The sequence below is a fragment of the Janthinobacterium sp. 64 genome (assembly GCF_002813325.1).
GTDB lineage: Bacteria > Pseudomonadota > Gammaproteobacteria > Burkholderiales > Burkholderiaceae_D > Janthinobacterium.
In genome coordinates this window covers 1,632,220-1,652,037 of sequence record NZ_PHUG01000001.1, presented here as the reverse complement: position 1 = coordinate 1,652,037, position 19,818 = coordinate 1,632,220, and the positions used below count along the sequence as shown (strand labels likewise).

At 63.2% G+C, this 19,818-nt stretch carries 16 protein-coding genes; 9 read left to right on the top strand and 7 right to left on the bottom strand.

Annotated features, from left to right (window positions below; all coding sequences use genetic code 11):
- Positions 1-1,872, bottom strand: coding sequence for an Hsp70 family protein (locus tag CLU91_RS07195; RefSeq protein ID WP_100873612.1), 1,872 nt, complete (start codon positions 1,870-1,872; stop codon positions 1-3).
- On the bottom strand, positions 1,869-2,447 hold the full coding sequence (locus CLU91_RS07190; protein WP_100873611.1) for a DUF2760 domain-containing protein: 579 nt from the start codon (positions 2,445-2,447) through the stop codon (positions 1,869-1,871). The genes CLU91_RS07195 and CLU91_RS07190 overlap by 4 nt, the downstream gene beginning before the upstream one ends.
- Before the next feature lie 274 nt (positions 2,448-2,721).
- On the opposite strand from CLU91_RS07190, the gene CLU91_RS07185 reads away from it, so the two are divergent.
- The 7 genes from CLU91_RS07185 to urtE all read left to right on the top strand — a co-directional run bounded on the left by CLU91_RS07185 (position 2,722) and on the right by urtE (position 9,937).
- The gene (locus CLU91_RS07185; protein ID WP_100873610.1) at positions 2,722-3,321 is read left to right on the top strand and encodes a transglutaminase-like domain-containing protein; all 600 of its coding nucleotides are present in this window, start codon (positions 2,722-2,724) and stop codon (positions 3,319-3,321) included.
- A gap of 16 nt (positions 3,322-3,337) precedes the next feature.
- Positions 3,338-4,126: a DUF4349 domain-containing protein gene (locus CLU91_RS07180; RefSeq protein ID WP_100873609.1), complete on the top strand. Its 789-nt coding sequence runs from the start codon at positions 3,338-3,340 to the stop codon at positions 4,124-4,126.
- Between the two features lie 187 nt (positions 4,127-4,313).
- Positions 4,314-5,567 (top strand): urea ABC transporter substrate-binding protein, encoded by a 1,254-nt coding sequence (gene urtA / locus CLU91_RS07175; RefSeq protein ID WP_100873608.1) that lies wholly within the window; start codon positions 4,314-4,316, stop codon positions 5,565-5,567.
- 140 nt (positions 5,568-5,707) lie between these two features.
- A complete protein-coding gene (gene urtB / locus CLU91_RS07170; RefSeq protein WP_100873607.1) occupies positions 5,708-7,291 on the top strand; it encodes an urea ABC transporter permease subunit UrtB in 1,584 nt (527 codons plus the stop codon).
- On the top strand, positions 7,288-8,409 hold the full coding sequence (urtC, locus tag CLU91_RS07165; protein ID WP_100873606.1) for an urea ABC transporter permease subunit UrtC: 1,122 nt from the start codon (positions 7,288-7,290) through the stop codon (positions 8,407-8,409). Before urtB ends, urtC begins: the two co-directional genes overlap by 4 nt.
- Positions 8,406-9,236, top strand: coding sequence for an urea ABC transporter ATP-binding protein UrtD (urtD, locus tag CLU91_RS07160; RefSeq protein WP_100873605.1), 831 nt, complete (start codon positions 8,406-8,408; stop codon positions 9,234-9,236). Before urtC ends, urtD begins: the two co-directional genes overlap by 4 nt.
- A gap of 2 nt (positions 9,237-9,238) precedes the next feature.
- Complete coding sequence (urtE, locus tag CLU91_RS07155; RefSeq protein ID WP_100873604.1) at positions 9,239-9,937, top strand: urea ABC transporter ATP-binding subunit UrtE; 699 nt, start codon at positions 9,239-9,241, stop codon at positions 9,935-9,937.
- A 2-nt stretch (positions 9,938-9,939) separates the two neighbouring features.
- Here urtE and CLU91_RS07150 read toward each other — a convergent pair whose 3' ends face one another.
- Positions 9,940-10,524: a chromate transporter gene (locus CLU91_RS07150; RefSeq protein ID WP_100873603.1), complete on the bottom strand. Its 585-nt coding sequence runs from the start codon at positions 10,522-10,524 to the stop codon at positions 9,940-9,942.
- Positions 10,521-11,114, bottom strand: a complete 594-nt coding sequence (locus tag CLU91_RS07145; protein WP_100873602.1) for a chromate transporter — start codon at positions 11,112-11,114, stop codon at positions 10,521-10,523. Before CLU91_RS07145 ends, CLU91_RS07150 begins: the two co-directional genes overlap by 4 nt.
- Between CLU91_RS07145 and CLU91_RS28445 the strand changes: the two genes are divergently transcribed.
- On the top strand, positions 11,113-11,556 hold the full coding sequence (locus CLU91_RS28445) for a hypothetical protein (RefSeq protein WP_232730659.1): 444 nt from the start codon (positions 11,113-11,115) through the stop codon (positions 11,554-11,556). The two genes, CLU91_RS07145 and CLU91_RS28445, sit on opposite strands and share 2 nt — an antisense overlap.
- Before the next feature lie 417 nt (positions 11,557-11,973).
- Here CLU91_RS28445 and CLU91_RS07135 read toward each other — a convergent pair whose 3' ends face one another.
- On the bottom strand, positions 11,974-12,573 hold the full coding sequence (locus CLU91_RS07135) for a response regulator (RefSeq protein WP_232730658.1): 600 nt from the start codon (positions 12,571-12,573) through the stop codon (positions 11,974-11,976).
- Positions 12,574-12,934: 361 nt separating this feature from the next.
- Positions 12,935-13,477 (bottom strand): phosphohydrolase, encoded by a 543-nt coding sequence (locus tag CLU91_RS07130; RefSeq protein WP_100873600.1) that lies wholly within the window; start codon positions 13,475-13,477, stop codon positions 12,935-12,937.
- Between the two features lie 247 nt (positions 13,478-13,724).
- On the opposite strand from CLU91_RS07130, the gene CLU91_RS07125 reads away from it, so the two are divergent.
- The gene (locus CLU91_RS07125) at positions 13,725-16,820 is read left to right on the top strand and encodes an NAD(P)-binding protein (protein WP_100873599.1); all 3,096 of its coding nucleotides are present in this window, start codon (positions 13,725-13,727) and stop codon (positions 16,818-16,820) included.
- Between the two features lie 10 nt (positions 16,821-16,830).
- Here the strand turns inward: CLU91_RS07125 and CLU91_RS07120 are convergent, their stop codons facing one another.
- Positions 16,831-19,731, bottom strand: a complete 2,901-nt coding sequence (locus tag CLU91_RS07120; protein WP_232730657.1) for a hybrid sensor histidine kinase/response regulator — start codon at positions 19,729-19,731, stop codon at positions 16,831-16,833.
- Between the last annotated feature and the right edge of the window lie 87 nt (positions 19,732-19,818).

Sequence of the window (19,818 nt, the reverse complement as noted above, 5' to 3'; positions counted from 1 at the left end):
TTATGGCTGCGGCGTGCCGCGCACGTCGAATTCCACTTTCCAGCGCTCGGCGCCGTCAGCGGAGACGGCCAGCAGTTCCAGCGTGCCCGCTTCCGTCACGCGCGCGTGCAGTTTGACCTGCACCACGTCGCCGGCCGAGCGGCCTTCTGCGGACAGGGTCGCCTGGATTTCGCTCAGTTCCTGCAATTCGTCAAGGCCCCAGAAGTCGAGCAAATCGCCGATCTGGTCGTTGCGGCGCGTGGACGAGGCGAAGAAGCGGAAGTGCACGGGTTCGCCCACGACGAGGCCGAATTGCTGGCCCGGCAATTCCAGTTCGCTGCCTTCTTCCATGCCGAACGGCGCCACGCACAGGGCCTGGATCGGCGGTTCCATGCCGGGGATGGCCGGCATGGCCGATTCGATGGCGACGTAAAAGGCGCTGGCCGTGCCGCCGCGGATGCGCACGCCATGGCCGCGCCGCACGTAGCTGTAGTAGGCCGCACCGCGCGCGACGGCCAGGTCCAGGTCGGCCCCGGCCAGCATGCGCGCCGGTTCCGCGCCTTCCAGGTACAGCCAGTCGTTGACGGTGGCCATGATGCGCTGCACCAGCAAGTCCGACTTGAAGACGCCGCCGTTGAACAGCACGGCCGTCGGGTGCAAGAAGCTGGCGCCGTCCGCCTGGCGACCGGCAAAGCCTTCCAGTTCGCTGGTCGCCGCCACTTGCCGGCCCAAAAACGCCGCCAGGTGGCGCGTGATGGCCGCGTCCTGCGCATACGGCAAGCCCAGTTGCGTCAGGCCCGCGCGCGTGCGCACGGCAGGGCGGCTCGATGCTTCCACCTGCGGGAAGAAGCCGTCGAGAATGAAGGTGGACACTTCCGCGCGCGTCAGTTCCGTGCGGATGGAGCCGCCGATCAGTTTCGAGCCGCGGCTCGGCACGACGATCGGCGCCACATCGAGGCCGGTGTCGGCCAGCAGGCTTTCCTTGGCGCTGCGGCAGCCGTAGGTCAGCGCACGCATTTGCCAGGCGTCGAGCTGGGTGCCGTTGGCGGCCAGCTTGCGGGCCACCAGGTGGGCCAGCGCCAGGTCCATATTATCGCCGCCGAGCAGGATGTGTTCACCGACGGCCACGCGGTGCGGTTCCAGCACGCCGTCGCGCTCGAGCACGGCGATCAGCGAAAAGTCGCTGGTGCCGCCGCCCACGTCGACCACTAAAATGATGTCGCCCGGCTTGACTTCCTTGCGCCAGCGGCCTTCGCTGGTCTGGATCCAGCTGTACAGGGCCGCTTGCGGCTCTTCCAGCAAGGTCAATGCGGTGTAGCCGGCCGCCTGCGCCGCTTCCATCGTCAGCTCGCGCGCGGCCGGATCGAACGATGCTGGAATCGTCACCGTGATTTCCTGCTGCGCGAACGGCGCTTGCGGGTGGGCGTTGTCCCAGGCCTGGCGCAAGTGCGTCAGGTAGCGCGTGGCGGCCGTGATCGGCGAGATGCGCGCCACTTCCGCCGGCGCATCGTTGGGCAGAATGGCCGCGCGGCGGTCCACGCCCGGGTGGCACAGCCAGCTTTTCGCACTCGACACCAGACGGATAGGTGTGGTGGCGCCGCGGCTGCGGGCCATTTCACCGACGACGAACGGCGCTTGCGCTTCCTCGGTTACCCAGGGCAGGGCCAGGTCGCCCGCCGCCACTTCATCGGCGTGCGGCAGATACACGAACGACGGCAGCAGCGGCAATTCTTCGACCGTGCCAGGTGCCGACAACTGCGGCACTTTCAGCACGCCGTGGCTCGATTGCTCGCCGTCGCTCTCGACCAGGTTCACATACGACAGGGCGCTGTGGGTGGTGCCCAGGTCGATGCCGATGGCGTAGCGCGGAGTGTTGTTGGCTTGATCGCTCACAGTTCCACCTCGGCCGGTGCCAGGATGGCCGCGTCGTGCTGCCCGCTCAGTTTCGGCAGGCGCACGCTGGACGCGCGCCAGCCGCGATGGCTGAGGGTGCCCGTGAATGGTGCCGAACCGACGACGTTGCCCGTCAGGCGTACTTGCGCGCTGTCAAATCCCTCTTGCAGGACGATGCGGCTGCCCTCGGCTTCCTGACGCACGGCCTCGATGGTGAAGTATTCGCGCATGACCTTGGCGCAGCCTTCATGCACGACGCGGGCGGCCGCGCCGATGTCGGCATCGGCATGGCTGCCCAGGTTTTCCTGGGTAAAATCGATCAGGCGCGCTTCGCGTTGCAGCAGGGCCAGCAATTGCAGGGCCGCGTCCGGCGTCGCTTCTTTCAAGATGACGGGTGCGGCGGCCGGTGTTGGCACGGGAGCTGGCGCAGGAGCAGGGGCGACGGGCGCAGTCTCTGGCAAGGACAGTTTTTCCACGCGGGCCGCATAGGCGGCGTCCGACAGGGTGCTGAAGAAGGCGCCGAAAGCCAGCGGGACACGGCGCCAGAACGATGGGTGGGACGATGGTGTGCTCATAGGGAACTCGTTTCTCTGATCTGTAGGGTGGCGTCGGCGGCGCGCCCGGTGGCGGGGCCGCTTCGCAGGGTAGTGCTTGCGCCGGCCCCGTCGTACATATCGGGCCGGCCGCGTTTGCCCGCATGATACCAGCTACCGGGCCGGCGCCAAAGTCGCCGGCCCCCGCGCAGCTGGCCCGGCGCGTGGATTTTCTTTGTTCCTGCACAAGGAAACGCTCGATTTCGCCCGGCTTCGACTAGAATCGCGCATTATCTTTTTGCATGACCTTGATGCCATGGTTACCGACTTTTCCTCCTATCTAGGCAGCAGCCTGTATATCGACAGCGACCATCCGGCCGTGCGCGCCAGGGCGGCCGCACTGGCGGCAGGCGCCGTGGGCGACGCGGTCATCGCAGCGCGCTGCTTTGCCTTCGTGCGCGACGAGGTGGCCCACAGCTGGGACTACCAGCGCAATCCCGTCACTTGCCGCGCTTCCGACGTCTTGCAGCATGGCACGGGATACTGTTATGCGAAGAGCCATTTGCTGGCCGCGCTGCTGCGTGCCAACGGCATTCCCGCCGGCCTGTGCTACCAGCGCCTGGCCGTGGGCGAAGCGGGGCCGCCGTTTTGCCTGCACGGCTTGAACGCCGTGTATCTGCAGGACTTTGGTTGGTACCGCATCGATGCGCGCGGCAACAAGGCCGGCGTCGATGCCGCCTTTGTGCCGCCACGCGAGCAGCTGGCCTTTCCCGTGCTGGCGCCCGAGGAACGCGACTTGCCGGAAATCTGGGCGGAACCGTTGCCCCAGGTGATCGCATCGCTGACCGGCCATGCGACGGTGCAGGACGTGGCGGCGCACTTGCCCGATATTGAATTGTTGCCTCTGCAAAAATAATCCAAAGAAAGAAACCATGAAAAAAATCTGTATTGGCTTGATCGGCCTGATGCTGCTGGCCGGTTGCGGCGGCAAGGGCGAGAGCGGTGGGCAGTCGAGCGCCGCGCGTCTCGATGGCAAGGAAAAGGGCAGCGAGTTTCTTGCCTATGAACATAATGTCAGCGTCGATACGAATGAGGCGCAAGTGCGGCCCCTGTATGAAAAAGTGGTCGCCGCCTGCAAGGCCGACACGGAAAACGGCTGCTTGCTGCTCGACTCCAGCCTCGACAGTGGGCGCTATGTGCATGCGCGCATCAGCATGCGCGCCAAGCCGGCCGGCATCAAGAAGCTTGTCGCGCTGGTCGCGGCCGAAGGCGACGTCACCAGCCAGGGCACCAAGGTGGAAGACCTGGGCCGCCCCGTGCTCGACAGCAAGAAACGCCTGGAGATGCTCAAGCAATACCAGGCGCAATTGCAAGACCTGGAAAAGCGCTCGGGCGCGAATGTCGATGCGCTGATCAAGGTGAGCAAGGAACTGGCCACTGTGCAAGTGGAGCTGGAGCAGGCGACGGCGGCCAATGCGCTCTTGATGCAGCGCATCGACACGGACTTGCTGAACGTGGCCATCAGCGCCGAAGGCAAGCAATCGTTCTGGCGTCCCGTCAAGCGCTCGCTGGGCAATTTCACGGAAAACCTGTCGGAAGGCGTGGCCAACGCCATCACGGCCATGGCCTATATCCTGCCGTGGCTGATCGCGTTCGTGCTGCTGTTCCCGCTGGGGCGCAAGGGCTGGCGCCGCTTGCGTGGAGCGCCGCGCAAGGAGTAACTTCTTCGGCGCACCGTTTTACGGCAATTTGAAACCTGGCTGCACAGTCCTTGTGCAGCCAGGTTTTTTTTTCGTGCGGCGGGAGCCGCATGCACCATGGCGGACACCTGCCGGTGCTGGCATGCATTCTGCTTTATCAACATCGTATGCCCAGCTTTGACCCCACGAACCCATCACAGGAGTCCCCATGTCACGACGCATCATCCTGAAAGCGGCCGCCGCCGGCGCATTCGCTCTGGCCACGTCCATCACCATGCAGGCAGCCCTGGCCGCCGATACGATCAAGGTGGGCATTTTGCACTCGCTGTCGGGCACCATGGCCATTTCCGAAACGTCGCTGAAGGACGTAGCCTTGATGACGATCGCCGAAATCAATGCCAAGGGCGGCGTGCTGGGCAAGAAGCTGGAAGCCGTCGTCGTCGACCCCGCATCGAACTGGCCTTTGTTCGCGGAAAAAGCGAGACAACTGGTGGCGCAGGATAAAGTGGCTGTCGTGTTTGGCTGCTGGACGTCCGTGTCGCGCAAATCCGTCTTGCCAGTGTTCAAGGAGCTCAACAGCCTGCTGTTTTACCCGGTGCAATATGAGGGCGAGGAACTGGAAAAGAACGTGTTTTATACGGGCGCGGCACCGAACCAGCAGGCGATCCCGGCGGTGGAATACCTGATGAGCACAGATGGCGGCGGCGCCAGGCGCTTCGTGCTGCTGGGCACGGATTACGTGTATCCGCGCACCACCAACAAGATCCTGCGCGCCTTTTTGAAAAGCAAAGGGGTCAAGGATAGCGATATCAGCGAGGTCTACACGCCGTTCGGCCACGCCGATTATCAAACCATCGTCGCCAACATCAAGAAGTTTTCCGCGGGCGGCAAGACGGCCGTCATTTCCACCATCAATGGCGATTCCAACGTGCCGTTTTACAAGGAACTGGGCAATGCCGGCCTGAAGGCCACGGACGTGCCCGTCGTCGCGTTTTCCGTCGGCGAGGAAGAGTTGCGCGGCATCGATACCAAACCCTTGCTCGGCCATCTGGCGGCGTGGAATTACTTTGAATCCGTCAAGAACCCCGTGAATGCCGCCTTCATCAAGCAGTGGAAAGCCTATGCCGTGGCGCAAAAGCTGCCGAACGCGGGTTCGGTCGTGACGAACGACCCGATGGAAGCGACCTATGTCGGCATCCACATGTGGGCGCAAGCCGTGGAAAAGGCGAAATCGACGGACACGGACAAGGTGATCGCCGCCATGGCCGGCCAAAGCGTCAAGGCGCCATCGGGTTTTACCCTGACCATGGATGCGACGAATCACCACCTGCACAAGCCCGTGATGATCGGCGAGATCAAGGCCGATGGGCAATTCAATGTCGTGTGGAAAACCAAGGAACCGATACGCGCCCAGCCGTGGAGCCCGTTTATCAAGGGGAATGAGGGCAAGCAGAAGTTATGAGTTAGCAGCAGAAAGGCCGGGGTCACTCGCTTCGCGATCGGAATTCGTCCCATTGGGACGAATTCCCCCGACGGAACTCGGCGTTCCCGTCTGACCCCAGATTTCGCTTGGGCTGAAGTAACGATGAGAGGTCTTTCCGCATGCGTCTGCTACGTCGTATTTTGTTATTACTTTGCCTGTTGCCGCTGTCTGCGCAGGCAGCCATTCCTCCCGATCTGCTGAAACCCCTCTCCGGCGACGATTCCGACGCCAGAGTCGCCGCCGTCGCCCAGATCGCCTCCCTGGCCACGCCCGAGGCCGCCCGTGTGCTGCAAGCCTTGCAGGACGACAGCCTGTATGCAGCGCCCGACGGCAAGGTGTACATCGTCGACGGCGAGCAGGCGGTTGACCCGGTAATCGGCAAGAGCGTGCCGCTGCCCGAGGGCATCGACGGCATCATGGTCAACAACCGCTTGCGCTCGGCCGTGGCGGGGGCTCTGTCGGGGCTGAAACTGCTGGCGCCCGAGCGGGCCACACGGCTGGCCGCCGCGCAAGCGTTGCAAAAGGCGGTCGATCCCGCGCAGCTGCCCCTGATCCACAAGGCACTGGCGCAAGAGAGCGATGCCGAGATCCAGCAGATATTGCAAGTGCTGATCGCCAGCGCCAACCTGCACGCGCCCGATGCCGCCACGCGCAAGCAGGCCGTGCAGGATCTGGCCGGCAGCAGCGACGCGCGCTTGCTGCCCGTGCTGCAAGCCATGCTGGACAAAGGGGGCGAGCCGGACGAAGCCGTGCAACTGGCCGCCATCGACACCATGGGCCAGATCAAGGGACGGGTGGCGCGCATGGAATTGGCCGGCACTGTGTTCTACGGCATCTCGCTGGGCAGCGTGCTGCTGCTGGCCGCCTTGGGCCTGGCCATCACCTTCGGCTTGATGGGCATCATCAACATGGCGCATGGCGAACTGCTGATGATAGGCGCTTACACGACGTATCTATGCCAGCTGTTCTTCCGCAACTTCCTGCCTGGCCTGCAGGATGCGTATCTGCTGGCCGCCTTGCCGGCCGCCTTTGTTGTTGCCGGCCTGGTGGGCGTGGCGCTGGAACGCACGGTGATCCGCTGGCTATATGGCCGGCCGCTGGAAACCCTGCTGGCCACCTGGGGCATCAGCCTGATCCTCATGCAGACGGTGCGTACGATCTTTGGCGCGCAAAACGTGGAAGTGGCCAACCCGGCCTGGATGTCGGGCGGCGTGACCGTGCTGGGCGGCCTCGTGCTGCCGTACAACCGGCTGGCCATCATCGGCTTCGCCATCGTCGTGGTGGTGGCCGTGTGGCTGATCCTGAACAAGACACGGCTGGGCCTGTTCGTGCGGGCCGTCACGCAAAACCGCCGCATGGCCGATTGCGTGGGCGTGGCCACGGGCAAGGTCGACATGCTGACCTTCGGCCTCGGTTCCGGCATCGCGGGCCTGGGCGGCGTGGCCCTGTCGCAGCTGGGCAATGTGGGGCCGGACCTGGGCCAAAGCTACATCGTCGATTCCTTCATGGTGGTGGTGCTCGGTGGCGTGGGCCAGCTGGCCGGCACCGTGATCGCCGCGCTGGGCCTGGGCGAAGTGAACAAGTTCCTCGAACCGGTGGCGGGCGCCGTGCTGGCGAAGATCGCCATTCTCGTGTTCATCATCATTTTCATCCAGCGCCGGCCGCAGGGCCTGTTTGCCATGAAGGGACGCAGCGTCGAATGACTACCTCCTATCCGATAAAGCAGGGCCTGTTCACGCGGCCCGTCTGGCTGGCGATTGCCGCATGCACGCTGCTGGCGGCGCTATTGCCGATGTTTAACCTGGCGTTTGCCGAAGGCCATGCCTTGCACGTGTCCGCCTACACGGTGGCGCTGGTGGGCAAGTTCATGTGCTACGCGCTGGCCGCGCTGGCGCTGGACCTCGTCTGGGGCTACACGGGCATCTTGTCCCTGGGCCACGGCGTGTTCTTCGCCTTGGGCGCGTATGCGCACGGCATGTATCTGATGCGCGCCATCGGCGACCAGGGCCAGTACCACAGCAGCTTGCCCGACTTTATGGTCTTTCTCGACTGGAAGACTTACCCCTGGTACTGGGCGTTTACGGAACATTTCTGGTACTGCATGGCCCTCGTCGTGCTGGTGCCGGGCGTGCTGGCGTTTGTCTTCGGTTATTTTGCGTTTCGCTCGCGCATCAGGGGTGTGTATTTTTCCATCATCACGCAAGCGATGACGTATGCCTTCATGCTCTTGTTCTTCCGCAATGACACGGGCTTTGGCGGCAACAACGGTTTCACGGATTTCAAGACCATTCTTGGCCACAGCATCACGGCGCCCGCCACCCGGGCCGTGCTGTTCCTGCTGACCCTGGCCTTTCTGCTGGCCGCCTTGATCGGCGCGCGCGCCATCGTCCGCTCGAAACTGGGCAGGGTGTTGCAGGGCGTGCGCGACAGCGAGGCGCGCTTGATGTTCCTCGGCTACAACCCGCTGTGGTTCAAGCTGTTCGTCTGGACCTTGTCGGCCGTGCTGTGCGGCATCGCTGGCGCCCTGTACGTGCCGCAAGTGGGCATCATCAACCCGTCCGAAATGTCGCCGGCCAACTCCATCGAAATGGTGGTGTGGGTGGCCGTGGGCGGGCGCGGCACCCTGCTCGGCCCGATTCTGGGCGCCTTCACCGTGAACGGCTTGAAAAGTTGGTTCACGGCCGCCTTGCCGGAACTGTGGCTGTTCGCGCTGGGCTTGCTATTCATCGTCGTCACCCTGTTCATGCAGCAAGGCATGCTCGGCGTGCTAAGCAAGCTCAAACGCAAGAAGTCCGCCATCGTGGCAGAGGAGGCCGCATGAGCATCCGCATGTTGCCCGGCATGGCCAGCGCGGAAGCTGGCCCCACGTATGCGCGCGTGAAAAGCGAGGGCGTAGATACGACGCATGGCGCCATCCTCTACCTGGAAGACATCAGCGTGTCGTTTGACGGTTTCAAGGCCATCAACAAGCTCAGCCTCGATATTTCCGTGGGCGAGTTGCGCTGCATCATCGGCCCTAACGGCGCCGGCAAGACGACGATGATGGATGTGATTACCGGCAAGACGCGGCCCACGTCCGGCACGGCCTGGTTCGGCCAGACCATGAACCTGGCGACGATGACGGAAGCGCAAATCGCCCACGCGGGCATCGGCCGCAAGTTCCAGCGCCCCACGGTGTTCGAGCAGCACACGGTGTTCGACAACCTGGAACTGGCGATGAAGATGGACAAGCGCGTGGCGCCCACCCTGTTTGCCCGCCTCACGTCCGAGCAGGCGGGCAAGATCGAAGCGATATTGCGTTTGATACGCCTCAACGGCCACGAGGCGCGGCCGGCCGGTTTGCTGTCGCACGGGCAAAAGCAGTGGCTGGAAATCGGCATGCTGCTGATGCAGGAGCCGCAACTGATTCTATTGGACGAACCCGTGGCCGGCATGTCGGACGCGGAAACGGCGCGCACGGCGGAATTGCTCAATGAATTGCGCGGCAAGCATTCGATCATGGTGGTCGAGCACGACATGGGGTTCGTCACGGAGATCGCCCGGCAAGGCATCGTCACCGTGCTGCATGAAGGTTCCGTGCTGGCGCAGGGCCGCATGGACGAAGTGCAAGCCGACGAACGGGTCATCGAAGTCTATCTGGGAAGGTAAGCATGCTCGAAGTGCAACAGTTAAATCAATACTATGGCTCCTCGCATACCTTGCGCGGCATCAGTTTGTCGGCGCGCAAGGGCGAGTGTCTGGCCTTGCTTGGGCGTAATGGCGTGGGCAAGACCACCTTGCTGAAATGCCTGATGGGCGTGCTGCCCGTGGCGCAGGGCACGGTGGTGTTCCAGGGGCGCGACATCACGAAACTGACGCCGCATGCGCGGGCCAAGCTGGGCATCGCCTACGTGCCGCAGGGGCGCGACATCTTTGCGCGCCTGACGGTCGAGGAAAACTTGCTGATGGGTATGGCGGTGAAGCGGGGCAGGCAAGCCTCGCGCATCGATCCCCACGTGTATGAACTGTTTCCCGTACTCAAAGAGATGCTGCAGCGGCGCGGCGGCGATTTGTCCGGCGGACAACAGCAGCAGTTGGCCATCGCCCGCGCGCTGCTGGCCGAACCGCAATTGATCATCTTCGACGAGCCGACGGAAGGTATCCAGCCGTCCGTCATCAAGGATATCGGCAGGGTCATTGCCTTATTGAAACAGCGCGGCGACATGGCCATCGTGCTGTGCGAACAGTATTTCGATTTTGCCCGCGCACTGGCCGACGACTTCATCGTGCTGTCGCGCGGCAGCGTGGTGGCCAGCGGCAAAGCGGAACAGATGGATGGCGAAGAGGTCAAGCGCCATTTGGCCGTGTAAGGTCAGACGACTTGGAACCAGCCTAGCACGGCGCCGGCCGCCAGCAGCCACAATAAATGGATCTTCGTGCGCCAGATGATCAGGCCGGCCACGATGGACAAGCTCCACAGGGGCCAGTCCGTGCGCAGGTCGTGGTTGGCGCCGCCCAAAATCATGCCCGTGGAAATCAGCAGGGCGACGACGATGGGCGCCATGCCTTGCTTGAAGGCGCGCACGGGGCGCAGGTCGCGGTTGCGGTAGCCCCATTGGGCCGCCACGTAGGTGAGGGTCGTGCTGGGCAGCATGATGCCCACCATGGTCACCAGCACGCCCAGGTAGGCGGCCGTGTAGCTGCCCGCATTCATGCCCACGTTCCAGCCCATCAGGGCGACGAACAGCACGTTCGGGCCGGGCGCGGCTTGCGCGATGGCAATCGACTCATTGAATTGCGCTTGGGTCAGCCAGCCATGCTGCTCGACGAGGAAGCGGTGCATTTCGGAGGTGGTGGAGATGGCGCCGCCGATCGACATCAGCGACAGCATCAGGTAGTGGCCGAACAGGTTCAGCCAGTCGCCCGCGCTCAACACCAGTTGCAGTGGCGGCGTCATGCGGACAGCTTTCGATAGGTCAGCAGGCAGCCGATGCCGCCCAGGCCCAGCAGGATGTACAGCAGGGGCCAGCGCAGCACGGCCACCATCAGCACGCCGAGTACGGTGATGGAAAAGGTCAGCCACAGGGGCAGCGGATGCTTGGTCAGCGCGGTCGCCAGTTTCACGCCCGTGGCGGCGATCATGCCGGCCGACACGGCGGCCATGCCGCGCAGTGCGCCCGCCATCTGCGCATTGTCGCCAAAGCGCGTGTACAGCACACCGAGCAGCAGTACGATGACGAGGGGCACGGCCAGCATGCCGGCCAGCGCCGCCAGCGCGCCCCGCAAGCCGAAATAGCGCCCGCCCACCATCAGCGACAGGTTGACGACATTCGGTCCGGGCATGATTTGCGCCACGGCCCAGTCTTCCAGGAATTCCTCTTGCGTCAGCCAGCGCTTGCGTTCGACCATTTCGCGCTGGATCACGGCCAGCACGCCGCCGAATCCCTGCAAGGCCAGCCAGGTGAACGAGAAGAACAGGTCGGCCAGCGAGGCCGGTTGCGGACGGGGCAGGTCGGGCGGCAGGGCGGAAAGGGGGGATGAGGGCATGGCTGATTATCGCCGTGGCCGATTGCGCTTGTCCATCGCTTTCGGCTCCAGTTGTGCCTGCAAGAAAAAAACTGTGGCTCATGTTTCCCTGCCATTGACATCGAGAGTTTATCGGCAATACTTTATCGGCAGCACGACCACTGTTCCTGTCAGCGCTGGTGCGGTTCTTACCGCCACGCCGTCTCCCTCCCTCCGTTCCCCTTCGCAGGAGTTGTTCATCATGCCTAATTCCACAGAAACGCTGCATATGCCCGTCAAAGCCGTGGTGGCGCATGCCCGGATCGATCAAAAGACGTGCGACATCGTCAATCTGGGCATCGCCGTGCAGGCCGCCTTTAGTACCTTGTGTGCCCTGGAATACCTGAAGTCATACAATGTCTCCCCCGAATTGATCGAAAGAGTGCTGCTGCATCCGGAGCAGCGCCGCCAGACCGTGCATTGAATATCCGCTCGGCAAGTGTGTTGCCGGCAGCGTTAGTCCGGTGTTGTCGGATTGATCATTACAGCTCAGTTATGCACAAATGATGGGTTAACGAAATTGGCGAAATAATTTTCTTGTGATTATGTGTGAATTTCTAAGTAATTGATTTTAATGGATTTTATTTTTGCTGTTTGATTGAGCAGTTTATTGAAAGCCGCACGGGCTGTGGCTTTGAAGCCTGTCAATAGGCGCTTATCCACAAAGATATCCACAGTCCGTGTGGATATCTGAAAAAGCGCTTAACAATCCGCTACTTAGGAAATAGTCGCCGGTCAGCGCATGCCATCGGCCAGCAAGAGGGGCCAGAATGGGGCATGCTACAAGCCTGTATGCCTGTCCAGTGCTTTTGTTTTTATGACTGAAAGTAGCGGCGGCTGCTCAGGGCTTGCCGCCAGCCGGTGCCGCTGGCGCGTCGCCGCAGTGGGCCAGGGCGGCGGCGAGGTCGGCGACTTGTTGCTGCGCTTCGCGCAAGGTGGCGTAGGTGCGCAGCGAGGCGATCACGGTGGTAAACAGCTTGCGCGTGGTCAGGTCGGTCTTGCACCAGAAATCATTGATGTCGTAGTCGATGATGATGCGGTGTTCCAGTGCTTGGCCAGGCTGGCCCGTGCGCAGGATGATGCGCACGGCACTGTTGTGCAAATCTTCGCGCACCTGGCGCGCCACTTGCAACCCGGCATCCTGAGTTTCCATGATGACATCGAGCAGCACCACGGCGATATCTTGTGTGCTGCGCAGCAAGGCGAGCGCCTCGGCGCCCGAATACGCGTGCAGAAAGCTCAGCCTGCGGCCCTGGAAACTGGCCTGGCTGAGGGCAAACTTGGTTACCACGTGCACATCGACATCGTCATCGACAATCAGCACGCGCCATGGCGCCGCGTTGGCGGACTCTGCTGCCACGTCTGTCCGCCCGAGTGGTTCCTCGACCAGCCAGTCGGGTTCGTCCGCTCCCTTGGCGGCATTGTCGCTATCCATATTCATGCATTTATCCACCGTTGATCGTGCTCACTCACTCCACACTATGCCAGTCTGCGGGGTTTGTCAAAACAATGCGGTTCAGGCAAGACGGCCAAGAGCAAGATTGCTTATGCACAGCAAAATATATTTTCATAGTGTTCGAGCAACTTTGCTTTGGCGAAAAATCATGATTCTAAGTCATTGATTTCATTGGGGTAAAAAATTGCCTGTGAAATCAGCAAATTGTTGAAAGCCGCATCTGTACTGGCGTTGCGGCTTGTCAAGAGGGGCTTATCAACAACTTTATCCACAGTTGCTGTGGATATCTGAAAAAGCCGTGCAAAAACCGGGGCTTAGCGCCCGTTCGTGCGGCAGGGGGAAGCATTCACGCCGCCAGTCCGAGCCCGCTCAGCTGGGCAAAGGCATGCAGGAAGCGCTGCTTGGCTTCGGCCGGACCCATGGCGTCGATTATACCGGGCAAGGGGGCGATGCCGTCAAGGTAAGCCCAGCGTTCGGCCGAGTGCGGCATCAGGTCGCGCTTTTCCGTGGCCAGTGCGATCAGGTCGGCCCGCTTGATGGGGGCGTAATCGGAAAAGTCGAGGCCATACGTGGCGGCGATGATGGCGCTGACCTTGTCTTCCAGCACGGCAAATTCCGGCAGCAGCACTTTCAAGGGCTTCACCATGTCGCCCAGGTAGGCTTCCGCCGCGTCGTGCAGCAGGGCGGCCAGGCGCAGATGGGGCGGCACCAGTTCCGCGACGATCAGGCTGTGCTGGGCGACCGAGTAAAACACTTGCGTCTGTCCATTGAAGCGGCACTGATAAGCGAGGCCGTGGGCAATGTCTTCAATGACTACCTTGTCGATATGCGGGCGCAAGGGATAAAAACGGTTGCCGGAATAAGTGGAAACGTAATCGGTGGTAATCATTGCCTGTGCTCGGATAGTCAAGATGGTTCATCCTACACCCGATGGCACAGGCTTGCCCCGGCGCGCCGCGCGCGTGGCGGGCTGCTGAGCCTATGCATCTTGGCAAATCCTTTCATTTATTTCATATCATTCATTGTTTTTCTCAATACACTATAGCAATCTTGTTTGTCTGAAACTTCACAGGGGCAGGGCAATGACGGCGCAACCTTCAGCAAGACCTTCGTATCTCTATCAGGGCGGTTCGGTGATGATGCACTCGCCGCTGCAATTGAAGCAATCGGAAATGTATGGCTATTTCGTCCGGGGCGACCTGGCCAAACTGCAAGCCACCGTCAACACCACCCTGAACCAGGTGGCGGGCAGCAAGATGACCCTGAAAGCGCTGTCGCCGTACGTGATGCTGACGTTTACGCGCGTCAACCATGCGGATTCGGCCAACCCCGTCGACCAGGCCAAGGGCTGGATCACGGAAGTCGACATCGTCACCTGGATCATGGTGGGCCAGATGGATGAACAGGGCAAGCTGGCGCATATCTATTGGTACCCGTGCCATATTTTCGTCGACGACGCGATGGCCCTGATCAACGGGCGCGAACTGTTCGGCTACCCGAAATACCTGTGCGACTACGCCATTCCCGCCGCTGGCAGCGAGCCGTTGCGCTGTGCCGTGGCCGCCAAGGGTTTCCAGCATTTCTCACCCGAGACGAAACTGGCCCTGCACCCGCTGCTGGAAGTCAATGCCACCGTGCAGACGGGGCAGCATAAACCCGTCAACAGCTTCCTGGAACTGATCGAGCAGGCCTTCCAGATTTTCCTGTCCATTCCCGATTTCTTCGACATGGACCAGGCCGGCTGGGCCGATATCCTGTCGCTGTTGCGCCATCCTCGCATCGACCAGATTTTCCTCAAGCAATTCCCCGACAGCGCGGGCGTGAAAGCCGTGTACCAGGCCATCGTCGCCGCGCCGGCCGAGATCAAGCGCCTGCACAGCGCGCGCCTGCTCGGCTACGAGTATGAATGCACCTTGCACGCGTTCGACAGTTTTCCGCTCGACCAGACCCTGGGTTTGCAGCTGGGGCCGCAGGCGGCAATATTGCCCTTCCATGTGAACTTCGACTTCATGGCCATGCCGGGCGAGGAACTGGTCGACAACTCGCAGATCGCGCCGGAAAAGATCGCCATCCTCGGCGGCGGCGTGGCGGCCATGACCACCGCGTATTACTTGACGAACCAGCCGGGCTGGCAAAACCGGCACGCCATCACCGTCTACCAGCTGGGCTGGCGCCTGGGCGGCAAGGGCGCCAGCGGGCGCAATGCGCAAGCGGGCCAGCGCATCGAGGAACACGGCCTGCACATCTGGTTCGGCTTTTATGCCAACGCCTTCAGGATGATCAAGGAAGCGTATGCGAGCCTGGAACGCCCGCCGGGCGCGCCGCTGGCCACCTGGCGCGACGCGTTCCAGCAGCACGATTACGTGGCCCTGTCGGAAGACGTCAAGGGCCAGTGGCGCAACTGGTCCATCGTCTTTCCCACCTTGCCGGGTGAACCGGGCGAGGGCGGCGAAGACATCACCCTGTGGCAGATGGCCATCGCCATGGTGGGCTGGATCGAGCAGTGGATACGCCAGATCCGGCAGGTGGCGGACGCCGACGCGCGCATCGTGCGCGCCAGCGCGCAGCCAGGCGACGGCGAGGGAGAGGGAGTGTGGCCGGGCTGGCTGCGCCGCCTGGCCGATGAAGTGGTGGGGCAGGCCGATGAACTGGGGCTCGACGTGGGCTTGTCCGTCGGCGCCCTGGCGGCGCTGGTGGCCGACCTGGCGCCCGACTCCTCGCGTCACGACCAGGCCCGCCACCAGCTGCTGGCCAGCACCCTGAACGGCATCCGCGCGTGGCTGCGCCTGCGCTACCGCGCCCGGATCGATGGCGACGATGCATTGCGCCGGCTGTTCATTTGCCTGGACCTGGGCATCACGGTCATGAAAGGCATGTTCGAGGATGGCGTGTTCAAGCATGGCTTTGACGTCATCAACGACATCGATTTCCGTGCCTGGCTGAGAAAACATGGCGGCGACGAGCAGTTCAGCGTCAATTCGGCGCCCGTGCGCGGTTTCTACGACCTGGTGTTTGCCTACGAGGGCGGCGATTATTCGAAACCGAACATCGAGGCGGGGACGCTGTTGCGCTCGATGGCGCGCATCGGCCTGGCCTACAAGGGCGGCATCATGTTCAAGATGCAGGCCGGCATGGGCGACACCATCTTTACGCCGCTGTACCAGGTGCTCGCCAGACGGGGCGTGGAATTCAAGTTCTTCCAGCGCGTGGAAGAACTGGTGCCGGGCGCGGGCGACATAGCCAGTATCCGCATCACGCAGCAGGTGCAATTGAAGGACCCCGCCGCCGGCTACGCGCCGCTGGTGGACGTGAAAGGCCTGGCTTGCTGGCCCAGCGCGCCCGATTATGCGCAGATTGAGCCGGCCCAGGCGGCGCTGCTGCAGGCGCAGGACGTCAACCTGGAATTGTACTGGAGCGATTGGCCGCAGCAGTACCGGCAAGCGTTCGGCCGTCAGCTGCCCGCCACGGTCTTGAAGAAGGGCGTCGATTTCGATAAGGTGGTGTTCGGCATTTCCATCGGCTCGCTGCCCGCCCTGTGCCCGCAACTGCTGGCGCACAGCCCGGCCCTGCAACTGGCGGCCGAGAAGGTGCAAACCGTGGCCACGCAGGCTTACCAGGTATGGCTCAACAAGGATTTGCATCAGATGGGCTGGACCACGCAGCCCAAGGGCCAGCAGCCGGTGCTGTCGGCTTTTACTGAGCCGTACGACACCTGGGCGCCGATGGACCAGCTATTGGCGCACGAAGACTGGCCGGCCGGGCTGGAGCCGAAAAATGTCTCGTACTTTTGCAGCGCCTTCCCCGTCGACAGCTACCCGCCCGTCACCGACACGGATTTTCCCGCCCGCTGCGCGGCCAGGGCGAAACAGGGCGCGCTGCACCAGCTCGAACGCGAGATCGGCGCACTGTGGCCCGAGGCGGGCGCGCCGGGCGCGTTTCCGTGGCAATGGCTGGTCGACGCGAAAGAGGGCACGGGGCCGGCGCGCTTCGACAGCCAGTACTGGCGCGCCAACGTCGACCCGTCGGAGCGCTACGTGATGTCGGTGGTGAACAGTACGCAGTACCGGCTGGCCACCGACCAGTCGGGCTTCAGTAACCTGTTCCTGACGGGCGACTGGATCAGGACGGGCCTGAACGCGGGCTGCGTGGAAGCGGCCGTGATGGCGGGCATGCAGACTTCGCGCGCCATGACGGGCTATCCGGCCGTGATCCAGGGCGAGAAGGATTTCTAGCGCGGGCGCCTCAAGCTCCCGGCTGAGCTTCCAGGTCGCGCCGCGCCACGTCCAGCGCCGTCTGCAGCTGTGGCAGGAATTGCGTCACGTTTTCGAGCTGGCCGTTCGAGGCCAGGGCTTCCATCTGGTGGCACAGGCCGTGCAGGGTGGGGCGGCTCAGGTAGCCGGCGCTGCCTTTCAAGGCGTGGAAGGCGGCAGCGGCCGCGCTGGCGTTGCCGTCGCGCACGGCGTGGCAAGCCAGGTCCAGGCGCCGCGGCGCCTCCGTCAGGAACGCTTGCGCGATGCGCTGCAAGTGCTGCGGCGACAGGCCTGCCAGCGGCAGGATGTGCACGGGCGCCGTCATGGGATCGGCCGGCGCTGGCGTTTGCGCCTGCGCGTCGTCGGCATCGTCCAGGCCGAACTGGCGCGCCAGGGTATCGTCCCCAGAGGGCCCGGCCGGCGGCAGGGCGTGGCCGCGCGCCAGCAGCAGGTCGATGATGGCGTCGATTTTCTGGAACAGCAGCGCTTCGTCGACGGGTTTGCTGAGGAAGTCGTCCATGCCGCAGGCCAGGTAGCGTTGCCGGTCATGTTCGCTGGCATTGGCCGTCAGCGCAAGGATGGGGATGTGCGCGTCGGGAATGGGGAATTGCGCGTTGCCGCCGTCGCGGATCAGGCGCGCGGCCTGTTCGCCATCCATCAGCGGCATGCGGCCATCCATCAGCACGCAGTCGTAGGTGCCCGTGCCCAGCGCGTGCAGCGCCTGTTCGCCGTTTTCCACGATGGTCACCTCATGGCCCATGCTTTCGAGCAGGGTGCCGATGATGATCTGGTTGGTGCGCACGTCTTCGGCGCACAGGATGCGCAGGCGGCAGGCATGGCGCGCCTGGCGCGTGGGCCGGCGCGCGTCGGCCGCCGGCGCGCTGCCGTCATGCAGCGGCAAGGTGAAATGGAAGCGCGAGCCGATGCCGACCCGGCTTTCCACGCCGATGCTGCCCTGCATCAGTTCGACCAATTCCTTGCAGATGGCCAGGCCCAGTCCCGTGCCGCCATAGCGGCGCGTGGTGGAGTGGTCGGCTTGCTCGAATTTCTGGAACAGGCGCGGCAAGGTGTCCGCGTCGATGCCGGGGCCCGTGTCGCTGATGATGAAGTCGATCTCGCTGCGGCCATCGCGGCGCGGCGGCGTGCGGGCGCGCCGCACTTCCAGCAGCACTTCGCCATTCGCCGTGAATTTCAGCGCGTTGCCCAGCAGGTTGATGAGGATCTGGCGCAGGCGCGTGGGATCGGCGCGCACGTAGCGGGGCAGGTCCAGCGCCAGTTCGCGGCGCAGCAGCAGGCTCTTGGCGTCGGCCTGGCCCTGCACGATGCCGGCCGCGTCGCCGATCAGCGCCAGCAGGTCGAAGTCCACGGTTTCCAGGGTCAGCTTGCCCGCGTCGATCTTCGAGAAATCGAGGATGTCGTTGAGAATGGTCAAGAGCGAGACGCCATTGTGCAGGCCGATGCGCAGGTACTCTTGCGTGCGGCCCTTGACCGACTGGTCGCGCAGGGCGAATTTCAGCATGCCGATCACGCCGGCCAGCGGCGTGCGGATGTCGTGGCTCATGGCGGACAGAAAATCGATGCGGTGGCGGCTGACCACTTCCGCATGCTCCTTGGCCTTCAGCAGGGCGTCATTGCTGAGGGTCAGCGCCAGGGTGCGCTCCTGCACCCGTTGCTCCAGGTTGTTGCGCAGCAATCGGATCTGGTCGGCCAGGGCAAAGGCCAGCAGCAAGCCGTCGAGCGTGCCGCCGAGCAGGGTCACCAGCTGGGCGTTGGCCACCATGGCCGGCATCAGGCCCAGGTTGGCCGGCAGGATCAGGAAGCCGGGCAGCATCAGGGCGACGAAGGCCAGCACGAAGAAGCGCGCCGGCTGGTAGCCGCGGCACCAGACGACGATGCCGCAGATGAGCGCCAGCAGCATCCAGATGCTGATGGCGATGGTGGCCAGGGTGTGCGCATACGACAGGGCGACGAAGCAGCTGGGCAAGAGCAGCAGTGGCAGCACCAGATTGACCTTGCTGAGGTGGTACAGCAGGGGCGAGTAGTCGCGCAGGCACAGGAAATGCATGTAAAACAGGGTGCTGAAGACGGGCAGCAGGAAGAACGGCACGTAATGCAGCTGCAGCTGGTGCCAGTCGAACAGGTCGGCAAAGACGTGGAACGTCATGGCCCAGGCCAGGCCATACGTCAGCACGTACAGCGCGTAATAGGCCGAGGCTTTGTCCAGGGTGATGGAAAAGATGAAGAAATTGAACAGGCCCAGCGCCAGCAGGGCGCCGATGGACGCCACCATCAGGAAGTTTTCCTTGCCCACCAGATTGCGGTAGTCCTGCTGCGTCCTCACGCCGAACTGCGGCGCGCGCGCATAATAAGGGCTGGAAAAGCGGATCAGGATGTCGTAGGTGGCGCCCGGCGCCAGCTGTACGTTCCTGCCGTAGTGCAGCAAATACTCGTGCGGACGCTGGTAGCCCGTCAGCAAGGTCTGCGGCGCCGTGTGCGGTGCGGGGCCATACACGTGCACGTCGACCAGGTCGATCAGGGTGTCGTTCGGGTCGATGACCCAGGCCGCGACGCTGCTGTCGTTGCGCACCTGCGCATGCAGCCAGTAGGCGCCGCCGAACAGGTCGACCTGGTTGGCCGGGCGCTGGCGCGCCAGCCAGGCGGGCAGGGCGGCCGCATCGGCAGGCGCGGCGTCATTTCCGGCGAAAAACAGTTTCCCTCCGCTGCCCAGGTGCGCAATGCCTTGATTGCTCAGTGACAAAGGGGCTGCCTGCGCCGCGCCCGCCAGGCCCAGCAAACCGAACAGCAGGCCGAACAGGAACGGCCAGCCGCATAGCCAGACGCTGACGCGGGAGCGGGAAGCGCGGTGGCGGGAGGGGGGCGGCTGGATAGGCATCGATGAGTGTGGTGATGGTCGCGCGGGAACTGGCGGCAACGCCGTTTGCTGTTGAGTAGCCATTTTAATCGACTCTTGGTGGCGCAC